The sequence below is a fragment of the Deltaproteobacteria bacterium genome (assembly GCA_019309045.1).
Lineage (GTDB): Bacteria > Desulfobacterota > Syntrophobacteria > BM002 > BM002 > JAFDGZ01.
Genome location: JAFDGZ010000001.1, coordinates 104,630 through 120,442, shown reverse-complemented (window position 1 = coordinate 120,442; position 15,813 = coordinate 104,630). Strand labels below are relative to the sequence as shown.

19 protein-coding genes are annotated in these 15,813 nt (G+C 54.4%); all 19 read left to right on the top strand.

Annotated features, from left to right (window positions below; translation table 11 throughout):
• The first annotated feature begins 5 nt into the window (after window positions 1–5).
• The 19 genes from JRI89_00560 to flgG all read left to right on the top strand — a co-directional run bounded on the left by JRI89_00560 (window position 6) and on the right by flgG (window position 15,803).
• A complete protein-coding gene (locus JRI89_00560; GenBank protein MBW2069722.1) occupies window positions 6–521 on the top strand; it encodes a flagellar basal body-associated FliL family protein in 516 nt (171 codons plus the stop codon).
• 29 nt (window positions 522–550) lie between these two features.
• Complete coding sequence (gene fliM, locus JRI89_00555) at window positions 551–1,525, top strand: flagellar motor switch protein FliM (protein MBW2069721.1); 975 nt, start codon at window positions 551–553, stop codon at window positions 1,523–1,525.
• On the top strand, window positions 1,506–1,994 hold the full coding sequence (gene fliN / locus JRI89_00550) for a flagellar motor switch protein FliN (protein ID MBW2069720.1): 489 nt from the start codon (window positions 1,506–1,508) through the stop codon (window positions 1,992–1,994). The genes fliM and fliN overlap by 20 nt, the downstream gene beginning before the upstream one ends.
• A gap of 22 nt (window positions 1,995–2,016) precedes the next feature.
• Window positions 2,017–2,550: a flagellar biosynthetic protein FliO gene (gene fliO / locus JRI89_00545; GenBank protein ID MBW2069719.1), complete on the top strand. Its 534-nt coding sequence runs from the start codon at window positions 2,017–2,019 to the stop codon at window positions 2,548–2,550.
• A gap of 38 nt (window positions 2,551–2,588) precedes the next feature.
• Window positions 2,589–3,407 (top strand): flagellar type III secretion system pore protein FliP, encoded by an 819-nt coding sequence (fliP, locus tag JRI89_00540; protein MBW2069718.1) that lies wholly within the window; start codon window positions 2,589–2,591, stop codon window positions 3,405–3,407.
• Between the two features lie 7 nt (window positions 3,408–3,414).
• Complete coding sequence (fliQ, locus tag JRI89_00535) at window positions 3,415–3,684, top strand: flagellar biosynthesis protein FliQ (GenBank protein ID MBW2069717.1); 270 nt, start codon at window positions 3,415–3,417, stop codon at window positions 3,682–3,684.
• Between the two features lie 178 nt (window positions 3,685–3,862).
• Window positions 3,863–4,648: a flagellar biosynthetic protein FliR gene (gene fliR / locus JRI89_00530; protein ID MBW2069716.1), complete on the top strand. Its 786-nt coding sequence runs from the start codon at window positions 3,863–3,865 to the stop codon at window positions 4,646–4,648.
• 49 nt (window positions 4,649–4,697) lie between these two features.
• Window positions 4,698–5,765 (top strand): flagellar biosynthesis protein FlhB, encoded by a 1,068-nt coding sequence (flhB, locus tag JRI89_00525; protein ID MBW2069715.1) that lies wholly within the window; start codon window positions 4,698–4,700, stop codon window positions 5,763–5,765.
• Window positions 5,766–5,768: 3 nt separating this feature from the next.
• Complete coding sequence (flhA, locus tag JRI89_00520; GenBank protein MBW2069714.1) at window positions 5,769–7,868, top strand: flagellar biosynthesis protein FlhA; 2,100 nt, start codon at window positions 5,769–5,771, stop codon at window positions 7,866–7,868.
• Complete coding sequence (gene flhF / locus JRI89_00515; GenBank protein ID MBW2069713.1) at window positions 7,858–9,060, top strand: flagellar biosynthesis protein FlhF; 1,203 nt, start codon at window positions 7,858–7,860, stop codon at window positions 9,058–9,060. The genes flhA and flhF overlap by 11 nt, the downstream gene beginning before the upstream one ends.
• Complete coding sequence (locus tag JRI89_00510; protein MBW2069712.1) at window positions 9,017–9,925, top strand: MinD/ParA family protein; 909 nt, start codon at window positions 9,017–9,019, stop codon at window positions 9,923–9,925. Before flhF ends, JRI89_00510 begins: the two co-directional genes overlap by 44 nt.
• Window positions 9,926–9,947: 22 nt before the next feature.
• On the top strand, window positions 9,948–10,766 hold the full coding sequence (locus JRI89_00505; protein MBW2069711.1) for a FliA/WhiG family RNA polymerase sigma factor: 819 nt from the start codon (window positions 9,948–9,950) through the stop codon (window positions 10,764–10,766).
• Window positions 10,767–10,772: 6 nt separating this feature from the next.
• Window positions 10,773–11,357, top strand: coding sequence for a hypothetical protein (locus JRI89_00500; GenBank protein ID MBW2069710.1), 585 nt, complete (start codon window positions 10,773–10,775; stop codon window positions 11,355–11,357).
• A gap of 151 nt (window positions 11,358–11,508) precedes the next feature.
• Window positions 11,509–11,820, top strand: a complete 312-nt coding sequence (locus JRI89_00495; GenBank protein MBW2069709.1) for a hypothetical protein — start codon at window positions 11,509–11,511, stop codon at window positions 11,818–11,820.
• Between the two features lie 20 nt (window positions 11,821–11,840).
• Window positions 11,841–12,323 (top strand): hypothetical protein, encoded by a 483-nt coding sequence (locus JRI89_00490; GenBank protein MBW2069708.1) that lies wholly within the window; start codon window positions 11,841–11,843, stop codon window positions 12,321–12,323.
• A gap of 75 nt (window positions 12,324–12,398) precedes the next feature.
• The gene (locus JRI89_00485; GenBank protein ID MBW2069707.1) at window positions 12,399–13,490 is read left to right on the top strand and encodes a flagellar hook-length control protein FliK; all 1,092 of its coding nucleotides are present in this window, start codon (window positions 12,399–12,401) and stop codon (window positions 13,488–13,490) included.
• A 117-nt stretch (window positions 13,491–13,607) separates the two neighbouring features.
• A complete protein-coding gene (locus JRI89_00480; protein ID MBW2069706.1) occupies window positions 13,608–13,898 on the top strand; it encodes an EscU/YscU/HrcU family type III secretion system export apparatus switch protein in 291 nt (96 codons plus the stop codon).
• A gap of 258 nt (window positions 13,899–14,156) precedes the next feature.
• Window positions 14,157–14,915: a flagellar basal-body rod protein FlgF gene (flgF, locus tag JRI89_00475; protein MBW2069705.1), complete on the top strand. Its 759-nt coding sequence runs from the start codon at window positions 14,157–14,159 to the stop codon at window positions 14,913–14,915.
• A gap of 105 nt (window positions 14,916–15,020) precedes the next feature.
• On the top strand, window positions 15,021–15,803 hold the full coding sequence (gene flgG, locus JRI89_00470) for a flagellar basal-body rod protein FlgG (GenBank protein ID MBW2069704.1): 783 nt from the start codon (window positions 15,021–15,023) through the stop codon (window positions 15,801–15,803).
• The last annotated feature ends 10 nt before the right edge of the window (window positions 15,804–15,813 follow it).

The window sequence follows — 15,813 nt, the reverse complement described above, 5'->3', positions numbered from 1 at the left end:
GAGCCATGGCAGATGAACAGAAAAATCCTAGCAGCAAAGATGAGCAACCAAGGAAGAAGTCAAAGAAAAAGCTTTTCATTATCCTGGGGATCAGCATGTTAATTTTGCTGGGAGGGGGCGGAGTAGCCTGGAAAACAGGGCTGGCCTCCAAATTTCTTGGCAAAGATTCTCAGCAGGAACAGAAGAAATCCTCCAGTGAAGGGGGTTCCGGGGAACACATGGGCCCCATCTATTCTCTGGGCACCTTTGTGGTGAATCTCAATGATCCGGTGCGAAGGAGCTATCTCAAGATCAAAGCAGACCTGGAGCTCTCCAACGACAAGGCCAGCCAACTGGTGGAAGAGAGGCTGCCGCAGCTGCGCGACACCATCATATTGATTCTCAGCAGCAAAAATTTTGAAGATATCCTCAGTATTGAAGGCAAAATGCGTCTCCGCCAGGAACTTCTGCGAGAACTAAACAGGCGTCTGGGGAAAGATACCATCAAGACTATGTACTTTACTGAATTCGTGGTGCAGTAAACAAGCAAGCGCGCTGGGGAAGAGGGAATATGAACAAGGTGCTTTCTCAAGACGAGGTCAATGCCCTGCTCAAAGGCATGTCTGAGGGTGAGGTGACAACAGAGTCGCAGAGCAGCGGCAAGAGCTCTGAGGTAACAGCCTTCGATTTTGCCGATCGCAGTGCCTATCTAAAGAAAAGACCCATACAGCTCGATTCCATTAATGAGCGCTTCGTCAAATCCTTTGCCAAAGTTCTCACCAGTGCCCTGAGCCGCTCCGTAGATGTGCAGGGCAAGGAGGTGGAATTCAAGACTTATGGAGAATTCAGCAATTCTCTGCCTCTGCCCTCGAGTCTGCATCTCTTTCAGATGGCGCCCCTGCAGGGTGTTGGCCTGGTGGTGCTGGAGTCGCGCTTGATTTTTGCTCTTTTGGAGGCATTTTTTGGTGCCAGCGGTGATGGTCCCACAGAAATTACTGAAAGAGAGTTTACCCAGATCGAAAGCGCCCTCATCCGCAAAGTGGTGCAGATGGCCCTGCAAGCGCAGCAAAAGGCCTGGGAGCCAGTTCATCCTGTGAATTTTGTTCTGCAGACCTCGGAGACGAACCCTGAGATGGTCAACATGAGCGCTCCTGATGAGGCGGTTTTTGTAATTCCTTTTTCTATAGTCCTGGAAGAGCCTGTGGGTGACATCACCTTTTGTCTGGCCTACTCTACCCTCGAGCCCATTCGCAATCAGCTAGATGCCGCCTTTCACGCCCAGGAACAAGCCCCTGGCCACAGCTGGCAGCAGATATTCCGGGAGCATCTTCACAAGACCAAGGTTGAAGTTGAAGTGGAACTGGGCCGAGCCATGATTTCGGCCGGCGAACTTCTGCAGCTGCGTCCAGGTGACATTATCGTTCTCGAGCAACAGTTCACTGACCCAGTGATGGCCAAAGTAGAGGGAGTACCCAAAATGCATGGCTTTGCCGGAGTGCGGCGAGGTAAAAAGGCATTCAGACTAAATGGGCTCTATGAAGAGTAGAGCTGCGCACGCAGGCACAAGGGAGGGTTCCATGACAGCAGTAGAAGAAAAGACCGCAGGGACTGCTGAAGATACGGCAGCAGAAGAAAGTGTGTCACAGAGCGAGGCAGTGGAGGAAGAGCTTGGCGACACTGAGCCCACGTCTGAGGAAGAGGCCAAGGAGACGGTTTTTTCAGAACTCCAGGAAGATGGCAGCAGTCAAGAAACTCCACGCAACCTGGATTTCTTGTTGGACGTTCCGCTGGAAGTGACTGTGGAGCTGGGGCGAGCACGCATGCTGATTGCAGATTTGCTCAGACTTGGTCCAGGGGCGATAGTCGAACTTGGCAAGGCTGCCGGAGAGCCGCTGGATATTTTCGTCAATGACAAACTTATGGGGCGTGGGGAAGTGGTGGTGGTGAACGACAAGTTCGCGGTGCGCCTGGCAGATATCATCAGTCCAGCAGAGAGAGTAAAAAAGCTAGCCTGAGCTCGGTCGAAGGAGAGAGCGGATGAACTGCAGCAGAAGCCCTTTGCATTTACGGACGATTCTGGCAGCGGCAATATTGTTCTTGCTGGCAGCATGTCCCAGCACCCTTTATGGAGCTTCGCCAGCTGTAGCGCAGGTGGCAGGCGGCCCGCAGAACATTCTGTGGAGCAGCATCAGAATGGCAGGCGGTCTGGCCCTGGTCCTGGGCCTTCTCATTGTCACTCTCTATTTCTTGAAGCGCTGGTGGGTCAAGTTGGCCCGTGGCTCTAGCAAATCTCATATTCAGGTAATAGATATGCGACTGGTGGCGCCCAAGAAATCTATAGCTCTGGTGGAGGTGGCGGGAGAACGCTTCCTTCTGGGCGTCGGCACCGAATCCATCAATTTTCTCAGCAGGATCAGCCAGCAGGCAGAAGAGGCTGTTGACAGAGGGCGTGGCTTCCTGTCCTTTACTGACAGGCTGACCGAGGCGATGCAGCCAGGAATTGGCACTAGCGACGAACACCAGCAACAGGCTGCAGCTCCTGAAGACCGCCCCTTGACAGTAATGAAATGATGCAGGTTTGCTCTGAGTCGCAGCAGAAAGAAAAGCGCATGAGGCGGTTGGCTGAGAAATGTCGAAATGGTGGAGAAGCCTCATTCTTTCCTCGTGGGGCTGTGCGAGTGTTCGTTGTGGCGGCATTAGCTGCCACAGCCTTGATCATTCTGCTGCCGAAGGCAGCCATGGCCGAATCCCTGACCCTGCCGTCCGTGAATTTTTCACTGGAGCAGGCCACAGAGCCACAGCGGGTGTCAGTTCTCCTGGAAATTCTCTTCATCCTCACTGTACTTTCCCTGGCGCCGGCCATATTGGTTCTCATGACCTCTTTTACCAGGATCGTGGTGGTGTTCTCTTTCTTGCGCCAGGCCCTCGGCACCCAGCAGATGCCGCCGAACCAGGTGCTTGTTGGCCTGGCACTGTTCCTCACCTTCTTTCTCATGACGCCTGCCTGGCAACAGGTAAACAGTCAGGCACTGCAGCCATATCTGGCGAGTGAGCTGACACAGAAGGAGGCCCTGGACAGGGCGGTCAAACCCCTGAGAGAGTTCATGCTGAAGCAGACGAGGCAGCAGGATCTTGCCCTGTTCGTCAAGGCGGCAAAGCTTGCACGCCCGGATAACAAGGAAAATGTCCCCATACTGGTGCTCATTCCTGCCTTTGTCATCAGTGAACTGAAGACAGCCTTTCAGATCGGCTTCCTGCTCTATATTCCTTTTCTCATCATAGACATGGTGGTGGCCAGTGTACTTCTCTCCATGGGAATGATGATGCTGCCGCCGATAATGATCTCTTTGCCTTTCAAGATACTGCTGTTCGTCCTGGTAGACGGCTGGTCCCTGCTGGTGGGCTCGCTGCTGAAAAGCTTTGTGTGAGGGGAAAATGACACCTGAATTCCTCATGGGGTTGGCACGGGAGGCGGTCGAGATGACTTTGCTGATTTCTCTGCCAATGCTGGGCATAGGACTGATAGTCGGGTTGGTGGTGAGCATCTTTCAGGCCGTAACGCAGGTGCAGGAGATGACTTTGACCTTTGTGCCGAAAATCGTGGCAGTATTGCTGGGGCTGCTCTTTTTTGCTCCATGGATGATCAGCAAAATGACTGCTTTTGCCAGACATATTATCACCATTATTCCCACCCTGGTGCATTGAGCCGGGTATTGCAGGCGATATTTACCGCTGTCTGCGACAAGGATCAGGATAGCTACAATCTTGTGTTGCCTGGGCAACCGCCACAGTTGGGCACATTGACCGCTCCGGGGGTACAGAACAGCCTGTATCATCGGGCGGCTGTCGTTCCTCGAGGCAGTTGCTGGGTGTGAGTAATGCCATGCCATATGAACTCCTCTACAGTCTACTCTCTACCCCCCGGCTCTATAGCTTTTTCTTCATCTTTTTCCGGGTGAGTGTCTGTCTTTTCCTGCTGCCGTTTTTCGGAAGCGTCAATTTGCCGACGGTATGGAAGGCCAGTCTGTCGTTGCTGCTGGCGCTTTTTCTCAGTCAGGTTGTTCCCGTGCAGCCTCTGGTGGTGCAGTCGAGCGTGCAAATGGTGCTGATGATCTGTGCCGAGACGCTCCTCGGCGTGGTGCTTGCCTTGTCTGTGCGTATCATTCTCGCTGGTTTTCAGATCGCCGGCCAGTTCATAGGCTTTCAGATGGGCTACAGCATTGTCAATGTCATTGATCCACAGAGCGGCAGCCAGTCCTCCATTCTGGCCCAGTTCAGCTATATCCTGGCCATCCTCATCTTTCTGTTGATCAATGGCCATCATTTGCTGCTGCAGGCCGTGATCCGCTCCTTCGAACTTATCCCGCCGGGCGGCTTTGTGCTGCAGGCAGGAATCTATGCCAAGCTTGTCAAGTTGAGCAGCATCATGTTTCAGGTGGCGGTGAGAATTTCTGCTCCAGTGATGATTGCCCTGCTGCTCACCACGGTGGCACTGGGGCTGATCTGCAAGACAGTACCTCAGATAAACATCTTGATTGTTGGCTTCCCGCTCAATATTGGCATTGGCCTGCTGATTTTCGGCATATCCATGGGCACGCTGGTCCCCTATTTCAGCCGCCTGTTGAAACAGCTGCTGCCCGTTGTCTATGGCCTCATACAGAGCGGCTGACAAGGAAATGCCAGGACAGCAAAGTCAACCTTTTCCCTGGAACTAGTAAATGGCTGAACCGCAATTTCAAGAAAAAACAGAAAAAGCAACTCCCAAGCGCCGGCAAGAGGCAAAGAAGAAGGGCCAGGTTGCCCGGAGCCAGGAAATTGTCTCGGTGGCGGTGTTGGGCGCCAGCCTCCTGATGCTTTACCTGTACGGCGGTTGGCTGGTGGACAAACTGGGAGCTTTGCTTTCTGCCAGCCTCATGAGGATTGCGGAACTTGGTCGTCAAGACAACGATATTACCAGCTGGCTCTATCGGAGTACCTGGCACTACCTCTGGCTGATCCTGCCCATGATGATTGCCCTGGCCCTGGCAGCGCTCCTGGTGAATCTGCTGCAGGTGGGCTTTGTCTGGAGTGCTGAACCAGTGACGCCAAAGCTGTCCAAGATTGATCCTTTGCAGGGGGCCCGCAGGCTCATCTCCCAGCGTTCTCTGGTAGAGCTCGGCAAGTCAATGGCAAAGATTGCCGTGGTGGGTCTGGTTGTTTATTGGACTCTGAAGGGAGAATTCCGTCAACTGCTGCCCCTGGCGGAGATGAATACAGCTCAAATCAGCCGCTATCTGGGCAGCGCCACCCTGAAGATCATGCAGCGCGGTTTCTGGGCCATGCTGGTTCTTGCCATTCTCGACTATGCTTACCAGCGGTGGGAGTTTGAACGCAATCTGAAGATGACCAAACAGGAGGTAAAGGAAGAGCTCAAGCAGAGCGAAGGTGATCCACATGTGAAGGGGCGGATTCGCAGTCTGCAGAGGACCATGGCTCGCAGAAGAATGATGGCCGAGGTGCCCAAGGCAGACGTGGTCATTACCAACCCGGAACATCTGGCTGTAGCCCTGCGCTATGAAGCCGCCACTATGAATGCCCCAACCGTGGTGGCCAAGGGAGCGGCTCTTATTGCCGAGCGCATCAAAGAGTTGGCTCGAGAACATCAGGTGGCCATTGTGGAGGACAAACCTCTGGCACAGAACTTGTATCGTACGGTGGATATTGGTCAAGAGATTCCGGTTGCCTTATTCCAGGCAGTGGCAATGGTTCTGGCCCATGTGTACCGGCTCAAAGGAAAGGTTTCCTGATAAATGACAGTGCTCGAATCACAGATGGCATCACGGCGGCCACTTACCCTTCTGGCCAGCAGTGAAGTGGGTATGGCCCTGGGCGTGGTGGGCGTCTTGATTGTCATGATGGTGCCCCTGCCACCGCTCATGCTCGACATGCTGCTGGCCTTCAATATTACTCTGGCCCTGCTCATACTTCTGCTCACCATATATGCAACCAGGCCCCTGGAATTTTCCATTTTTCCCTCACTGTTGTTGATTACCACACTCTTTCGACTCTCACTGAATGTTGCCTCCACCCGTCTGGTGCTCCTGCACGGCCACACTGGTACCGGTGCTGCCGGCAAGATCATCAAAGGGTTCGGCTCGTTTATGGTTGGCGGCAATCCTACTGTAGGCCTGGTGGTGTTCGTCATCCTGGTGGTGGTCAATTTTGTGGTAATCACCAAAGGTTCTGGCCGCATAGCCGAGGTTGCCGCCCGCTTCACCCTGGATGCCATGCCAGGAAAACAGATGAGCATCGATGCGGACCTCAATGCCGGCCTCATTGACGAAGATGAAGCGAGGCGGCGGCGAGCCGAAATTGCCCGGGAAGCAGATTTTTATGGGGCCATGGACGGTGCCAGCAAATTTGTGCGCGGCGATGCCATCGCCGGTATTCTCATTACCCTCATCAACATTATCGGCGGGCTGATTATCGGGGTCTTTCAGAAAGGCTTGGACTTTCACACGGCAGTACAGAATTATACCCTGCTCACCATTGGCGACGGTCTGGTGAGCCAGATACCAGCCCTGGTGATCTCCACTGCCGCAGGCATCCTGGTGAGCCGGGCAGCAAGCGAAGACCACATGGGAAGGGAATTCGCCCAGCATTTTGGCCTGCATCCAAGGGCTCTGGCTATTGCGGCAGTCATCGTCCTGGTGATCAGTCTTTCTCCCGGGCTTCCCCTGCTTCCTTTTCTGCTTCTGGCAGCTGCTATGGGAGCTCTGGCCCGCTATCGAGTGCGGCAGCAGCGCAAAGAGCTTGAACTGGCTCTGGAGCAAGACAAAGTGGAACCGAGTCGAGGTCCTGAAACGGTGGAGAATTTGCTGCCACTGGATCTGCTGTCGCTCGAGGTTGGCTATGGCCTCATTCCTCTGGTGGATGAAGAGCAGCAGGGTGATCTTCTGGAAAGGATTCGTCTCATCCGCCGACAATTTGCGCTGGAGATGGGAATCGTGGTGCCGCCATTGCATGTTCGCGACAATCTGCAGCTCAAACCGGGCGAGTATGCCGTCTGCATCAAAGGCAATGAGGTGGCAAGAGGAGAGCTCATGGCGGACCACTATCTGGCCATGGCGCCGGGTGATGTGCGGCGCCGAATAGAAGGCATTCCCACAGTAGAACCAGCCTTTGGTCTGCCCGCCATCTGGATTCCGGAAGCAAAAAGGGAGGAGGCCCAGTTTGCCGGCTACACCGTTGCTGACCCTGCCAGCGTGATTGCCACTCATCTCAGCGAGATCATCGCACGCCACGCTGATGAATTGCTTGGACGTCAGGATGTTCAGAATCTGCTCAACAACCTGTCAAAAACACATCCCAAAGTTGTTGAAGAATTGACGCCGACTTTGCTCTCCCTGGGTGGAATTCAGAAGGTTCTGCAAAATCTGGTTCGGGAGCGCATTTCCATTCGTGATCTTCTCACCATTGTGGAAACCCTTGCTGACTATGCTCCCATGACCAAGGATCCGGATCTTCTCACTGAGTACGTGCGGCAGCGGCTGGCGAGGACGATCATCAGGCCTCATACGGGTCCAGATAACACTCTGCGCGTTGTGATGGTGGGTGCAGATGTGGAGCAGGCCATAAGCGAGGCAGTAAGAGAAACAGAACACGGCGCTTACCTTGCGATGGAGCCTGCACTGGTAGAGAAGATTGCCGCAGTACTCAGACGGACTGTTGAGCGGCTGGCTCCCGAGGTGGGTACGCCGGTGCTGCTGGCAGCTCCCAGAATTAGAAGGCACTTGCGAAAGCTCGTTGAACGTTTTCAACCGGAACTCGCTGTACTTTCAGACAGTGAAATTGTGGCAGATACAGAAGTCAAAGTCATTGACACACTTACATTGAGCCATGCGGATTAAACGTTTCGTTGCCAGAAATTCTCATGAAGCCTTGCGCAAGATCAGATCTGAGCTGGGGCCTGGTGCGGTTGTCCTCGGCAGCAGAAATCTGCAAAATAATTCTTCTGCTGGCGGGCAACTGATCGAGGTCACCGCTGCAGTTGATCTGGACATGCTCGAGGAGAGCTCAGGTGAGGCCGGTGGTCAGGACCAGGTGAGGCCGTCGCCGCAGTGGTGTCAGCGGCTCGACCAACAGTTGGAGGAATTGCGTGATCTGCTCTGGATCAGCCGGATGGAGCAAATGCTTGCCGGTGCTGCATTTTTTGACAATCATCTGGGACAGCTATACACCGTGTACAGAGAGCTGGGCATTAAAGACGGCATTATTCGCTCTTCCCTGACAGAACACCAGCAGCAGCCTCGAGATGGCAAAGGCAGCCGCTCGGATTGCGTCCGCCAGGTACTGGATCATATTTTGGACAAGATTGACATGGCGCCACCATCCTTTTCTGAGGACGGCCAGCAAATAATTTCGTTTATAGGTCCCACAGGGGTTGGCAAGACAACCACTATGGCAAAGCTCGCCGCCAGGACAGCCTTTGAACAGGGCAAACGGGTGGCACTGGTCACCGTGGATCAGTACCGCATTGGGGCAATCGACCAGATGTATGCCTATGCGCGGATAATGAAGCTTCCCATGGAAACAGCAGCCAATGCTGTCCAACTGCGACGGGTGCTCAAACGACACCTGGACAAAGACGTGATCTTTATAGACACCACCGGCCGCAGTCCAGCAAATCAGGACGATCTGGCTGAATTGGCAGAGATCTTCCGGCTGCCCTGGCCTGTAGAGCACCAGCTCGTGCTCAGTGCTAACACGGCATACCGTGACCTGCTGCTGGCAGCTGCCGCCTTTGAAAGATTCGGCTACAAGGGATATCTCATCACAAAACTGGATGAGGCCTGTGATGGAGCTGAACTGATGAATTTTCTGCTCACTGAGCCCCGTCCTCTATCTTTTTTTACAACCGGCCAGCGGGTTCCCGAGGACATCGAGGCAGCGACCAGAGAGCGGCTGGCAGCATTTGTCGCCAGAGGACGCAGCATTTGCGCCCTTGTGGCGAGCATGAACGCTGTTGAAACGGAAATGGCTGACAAGGATTGGACATATGGATCAGGCAATCGGGCTCAGGAAAATGATGGCCAATCATAACAGGCCGGCAGCAGACTGTCTGCAGGCTGAGCAACAAGAAATTCAACTGCAGTGTGCCACTACACCGGTGCGGGTAATCTCGGTCACTAGTGGTAAGGGGGGCGTTGGCAAGACCAATGTGGTGGCCAACCTGGCCATTGCCCTGCAGCAGCGAGGCAAAAAGGTGCTAGTACTCGATGCTGACCTGGGCCTCGGCAACATTGATGTTCTCCTGGGACTGGATCCTCCCTATACCATGCAAGATGTGCTCAGAGGTAAAAGGAAGCTCGAGGAGATCCTGGTGCCCGGGCCAGCAGGAATTACCATATTGCCCGCCACCTCAGGCGTGGTGGAGCTCACCCATCTCAGCGACAGCGAGCGCCTCAGCCTCCTGGATGAGTTGGACACTCTGGAAGAGTGTTTCGATGCCCTCATAATAGACACTGGTGCGGGCATTTCTGCCAACGTCATGTATTTCAACATGGCTGCCCAGGAGAAAGTGGTTATTGCCAACAGTGAACCAACATCGCTCACTGATGCCTACGCTCTGATCAAAGTGCTGTACACCCGCTATCGGGAGACAGAATTCAAAGTGCTGGTCAACGGGGTTGAGAAGGAAGACGAGGCTGAGATGGTATATCGCCAGCTGAGTACAGTGGCCATAAGATTCTTGGGGGGACCTTCCCTTGATTATCTGGGGTGGATACCCTTTGATGAGCATGTCCCAGCAGCAGTTTGCCGTCAGCAGCCGGTGCTTCAGCTGTATCCCGAAGCGCCGGCCAGCAAGAGTTTCCTCAAGCTGGCGAAGGCTGTCTGGAGCTCCGGCAAACAGCCGCAGGTGAGCGGCAACATAAAATTTTTCTGGCGTCGGCTGATAAATCTCTAGCAGTAAGCAATGGAGAAGGGTCATGGTTGCCCGACAGCAACCGCTTGGCAAACTCAAATCATACCAGAACAGAGCCAGTCACAAATGGTCCGCTGTGGACAGCCGACAGCGTGAGGCTCTCATCCTGGAATTTGCCCCCCTGATCAAACCCATAGCGGCCAGACTGGCCAACAGACTTCCCCCCAGCGTCAGCATGGACGATCTCATGAGCGCTGGGGTGATCGGCCTCATAGACGCCATTGAAAAGTTTGACCCTGCCAAACAGGTACAGTTCAAAACCTATGCTGAATTTCGCATCCGTGGTGCCATGATAGATGAACTGCGGCAGATGGACTGGGTGCCGCGTTCGGTGCGCAAAAAAGCCCACATGCTGGCGCGAGCTTATGAAGCTGTTGAAGGTGCCAAGGGTGGACCTGCTGAGCCGGAGGAAGTTGCCGCTGCGCTGGGCGAGGATATGGAAGGCTTTTACCAGCTCCTGCAGGAGGTGCGAGGTCTCTCTCTGATCACCGAGAGTGAACTGGCCAGGATGTGTCCCGATCTCAAATGTGACAGTCTACTGAGTCTGCTAAGCGGAGAAAACGGCAACGGTGATCCTCTGCAGGCTCTGGGGCTGGCTGAGCTGCGCCAGGTGCTGGCGGCAGCCATTGAGCAGCTGCCGGAAAAGGAGCGGTTGGTAGTCACTCTCTATTATTACGAAGAGCTTACCATGCGGGAAATTGCCCTGGTGATGAACTACACCGAATCTCGCATCTCTCAACTTCAGACGCAGGCCGTCTTGCGTCTGCGCCGCAAGCTTCACTCCTATTTTCCCGAAAAGAAGTCGCGGCAGACGAGGGAGTAACAGGCAATGGAGTTGAACATAGACGAACAACAGCAAACAGCAGCGCTTGACGAGCAAGAGCCGCGAGATGTGGCGGCCGCAGATCTTGCAGATGCTCGAGATGAGAAGCACTCTGCAGCTGACGACTCCCAGGAACAGGACAGCGAGGCGGCTGCAGAGAAAAAGACAAGCAAGCATAAGCTGCTGTTCGCTTCGGCGGCAGCAGTTGTGGTGCTGCTTGCTGTTGCTATTGCTGCCGGAATTCTGCTCTCCAGAAATGAGCCACAGGCTGGCAGCTCATCGCAAAGCGCCTTGCTGCGCCAGAGTTCCGAACATCTGCAGGACTTTTTTATTCCCCTTCAAGAGGGGACGAATCAGAAGGTGGTTCAGGTATCTGTGGAAGTCAGCTGGCCGGCAGAGGCGAGGAAGAGATTCAGGCGCAACCGGATTGCTATTCGCGACGATATCTACGGTGTGCTGGCGAGAATGGCCGGGTCGCAGTTAATGTCGGGTAGAGAAGCAGAAGTGCAGGCTGAAATACGCAAAATTCTGGAGTGGTGGCTGCAGTCTGACAATATTAGCATCTGGGTTGAATGGCAAACCACTGTGTAAGTCCAGAGGTATCACGAATTAGGCTTCGCCAGAATCCTCGAATTGTCCGGGAGGGAGCAGGGAGTGGCAGGGAGGAGTTGAACAGTCGAGATCAATTAGCCAGTGTCGGCCCTGACAGAGAGAGCTGGCCGGCAGAAGCAGGGGGATGGCCATGAGTAGCACTGCTTCCATGGGCGGCGTCATTGCTGAAGGAGTAAAGGTAGAAAAACTCCAGGAGATTCAACAGCAGACCCCCGAATGGCAAAAAAGGACCACCATGACTGCTGCGGAGCAGGAGCGGAGTCAAAAGCAGAAGCAGGTTCGCAAGTCCGCCGCAAGCGACCAGAATCTGGCAATATCCGAGCGGCAAGCCCACAACAAAGGGAAAGATGAGCGCCACAAGAAGAACAGCAAGGATGACGGCTCTGAAGGTGAGGCGGCTGCCAGCGACGAACCCGGCCGCTTCATTGATATCGTGGTCTAGGACGAAGAAATGGGGTAGACATGCACACCTTAGCCATTGGCCGACTACTGGTAGATGTGGCAGTGCTCGGCCTGCTTTGTTATCTGGTATTTATGCTGCGAACCACCAGGATGAGTCAGAGCTCGGCCCCGGATAGCCAGACAGGCGCCCTGATGACAGATATCAGGAAACTGGCGGATGATCTGGCAGCCCATCTGGCAGAAAAGAAGGCCTTGACGGAACAGGTCCTGGCTGGCGTGGAGGAGCGGTTGACCCGCATGGAACAGCTGAAGGAGGATCTGGACCTGAAGTTGACTGCTGCTGGCCGCCAGGAGGCAAAGGCGGGACTTGCCGCCGCTTTACCGCGAGAAGAAAAATTGGCTGTTGTGCTGGAACGTGCCGAGCAGGGAGAGTCAATTGCTGAGATCGCCACAGCAGTCAATTTGCCAGTCGGGGAAGTGGCCCTGATGTTGAAAGTCAATCAGGCAGTCAATGAGAGCAGCAAGGTCTGTTGTTCGTCGTGACCAGAAAATCCTGGGGCAAGCGGGTCACAGTATCAGGGACCGGGATGGCTGTGACCACCAAGTCATTGAGGTACCATGGTGCTCGATCTCAAGGTGCACAGCCACCTACCCCTCGTCTACCTGGATACCAGGCCAAGCCATTTTGGCCGCCTTTTCAAGAATGGCGATGTTTTCTGGGGCCAGGTGCTAGAGCTACACAGGGACCAGACAGCCACGATTACTGCCAAAGGCATCCGATTTCAGGCCAGATCTCAACTGCCTCTCAGGGCTGGCCAACAGTATCGCTTCTTTGTCCAGCAACTGGGAGAGCAGACGATCCTGCGAGTCCTGACCCCCCAGGCCAACCAGACAAACCGGCTGCTGCAGTGCTGGCAGGTTGTTCACCGGGCAAGCAGAGTGCTCATGGGCGATCTCGCCCGCCTGGCAGCAGCCAGCCAGCAGCAGATCAGCAATGAAAGATCAGCGAAAGAACTGCAGCGGCTGAGCCGTCTGTTGCCAGTGATAACCCTCGAGCCCACAACGGTGTTGGCTGGCAGCTGGCTGGCCAACCAGCTTCTTTCTGGAGGACTGTTCTGGGAACACAAGATCTGGCGCTGGCTCGTTGGCCGCGGGGCTCAGCCCCTGTTTGCCGAAGATCTGAAAGGAATACTGCTGAAACTGCCGCAGGCTCTAACGGAGTTTGCCGAAAGCAAGGAGCGGCAAAGACTGGCCCAGTTGGGGCGAGAAGTGCTGCAGCTGGTGGAAGCTCAGCAACAGTACAATGTGCTGAGCAGACGCGACCCTGGCCACTGGTTCTGGTTCGTGCCCGCCAGGATGGAAAAGGACCATGGCGGTGTAGAAATCTTCGTGACTGAAGATAAGGAGCACAAGAAAGAACAGGGAGATTTTACTTTCAAGGTGTGCATGCGGCTTTGTTTGAGTTGCCTGGGCTCTTTACAGGCAGATATACAGTTGCGCAGCAAGAGACTTTCGTGCCGGCTGCTTGTGGAAAGCGAGGAGGTGGCGGCCTGGATCAGCGCCCGGCTGGTACACCTCGAAAAGGCGCTTGCTGCCCGCGGTTTCCAGGTGGGAGTTATCGGTTGTTCAGCAGCAGACTTGCAGAAGTTACCGCCTCCCCTTAGCAGTGAGGGCATGGCAAAAGCGGAATTTTTCCATACTGTCCTCTAGGTTTTCTATTCTGTTCGATTGCCGGTGAATTTTTCTGCCTTTGCTTGCTGACATTGTCGATGTGCATGGTGCAGGCCAGCTTGAATGTCTGCTGGCTGAGCAGGCGAGTGGACTCTTATGGACAAGAGGAAAAAAGCAGCAGCTCTCAGTTATCAGCCAGACAAAGACAAGGCCCCTCGTTTGACAGCCAAAGGAACTGGGCTGCTTGCCGAACGAATCATTGAAGTTGCCCGCCTCCATGGCGTGCCTATCAGGGAAGACCCGGACCTGGTGGAAACTCTTGCCCAGCTCGACTGGCAGGAGCACATCCCTGCTTCTCTATATCAAGCAGTGGCCGAAGTGCTGGCCTTTGTCTACCGCTTGAACGAACAACGCAAGACAGCAGGACCTCCCACGGCACAACCATAGGTTTTGCTCCCCTGTTGCCTCGGGCCACTGCCTGGCTGCTGCAGTAATGGACCTGAAAATTCATGCTAGGAAACAATTTCCTAGTTGCAGGCAGCAATCGGCAAAACAAGAGAAGATGGCAGAGAATTTTCAGGAATGAAAAATTAAGTAATCCAGCAAAATTAAATAGTTGAATGAAAATCAGTCGATCCAGCCTCATTGGTATAAAGGTTGCCTAATGCTTATGGCAACCAGAAGAAACATTCAAGGGAGGCTCCTGTGATATCAGGAATATATGAAGCCATCAATGGCAGTCTCAATGAAGAGCTGCAACTGAGCATCATCAGCAACAACCTGGCCAACATCAATGTGCCGGGCTACAAGAAGGACCGCCTCTCCTTTCACATTCTCATGCGTGATCAGCTGAGGCAGATGAATGGAGAACAGGCAGGTGCAGAGGTGATTCAGGATCAGCAACTCTATCGGCGCTTCGTCAGTGTGCAGGTGGACACCAGTCAGGGCACGCTCAAGTACACCGGCAACCCATTGGATCTTGCCATCTCAGGCAGAGGGTTTTTCAAAATCAGCACGGACTACGGCATTCGCTATACCAGGAAGGGCACTTTTCAGGTGAACGGCGACAGCATGCTGGTTACCTCGGATGGCGGACTCGTTCTCGGCAAGAACGGGCCTATAAACATTCCTGAGGGCGAGATCAGTGTTGATAAGACAGGGCAGATAACTGTGGATGGCGACGCCATTGACACCCTCGAGGTAGTGGTATTTGACAATCCTGAGTATCTGCAGAAAGAAGGCGGCTCACTGTTCAGGGCAACCGCTGACATGATGGAGAACAGGCCCTCCGAGACAGAAACTTCCATCGAGCAGGGCTATGTGGAAGAGGCCAATGTGAAAGCAACGGCAGAGATGGTGAGAATGCTCGAGACCGTCCGAGCTTACGAGAGTTACCAGAAGATCATTCGAGCCCTGCACGAGATAAACAGCAAGGCCATAAATGACTTCGGCAGGTTGCGATAGCGGGGAGAGTCAATAGGGGATTGTGGAGGATTACTGCAGGGACATTGCCGAGCAGGGACCACAGTTGCTCGGCAGCATCCGGGTTCAGCATGTAAGGAGGAAGACATGATCCGCGGCTTATGGGTGGCTGCCTCGGGCATGGCAGCGCAGCAGTTGAAAATGGATATCATCGCCAACAACCTTGCCAACGTGAACACCAACGGCTTCAAGAAGAGCCGGGCAGATTTCGAAGATTTGCTGTATCAGACTTTGCGGGCTCCAGGAGCAACCACTGCCTCCGGCAACCAGGTGCCCACAGGTATCCAGGTGGGCATGGGAACGAAACCTGTGGCAGTGCAAAAGCTTTTTTCCCAGGGCGACTATGTGGAAACCAAGAACGAACTCGACTTTGCCATTGAGGGCAAGGGCTTCTTCAAGATCCTCCGCAACGGCGAAGAGGTCTACATCCGCTCCGGCGCCTTCAAGAGAGACAGTGAGGGCTTTATCTGCACTGCCGACGGCGAGCGTCTGCAGCCGGAGTTCTCCATCCCCAGCGAAGCCAACACTGTGACTGTGGATTCTGGCGGCCGCCTGGTGGCAATCGGCTCAGACGGCACTGAACTGGCTTCCACTCAGCTCTCTCTCTATACTTTTGCCAATCCTGCCGGCCTGCAGGCCATCGGCGGCAACGGCTTTATTCCCACCGAGGCCTCAGGCGATCCCCAGGAGGGTACTCCTGGGGTGGACAGTGTGGGAACAATTGCCCAGGGATACCTGGAGATGTCCAATGTGGACGTGGTGACAGAGATGGTGAATATGATAATCAGCCAGCGGGCCTATGAAGTGAGTTCAAAAGCCATCAAAGCTGCTGACGAAATGCTGCAGATGGCCAACTCCATCCGGCGGTAGGTAAGGTGAG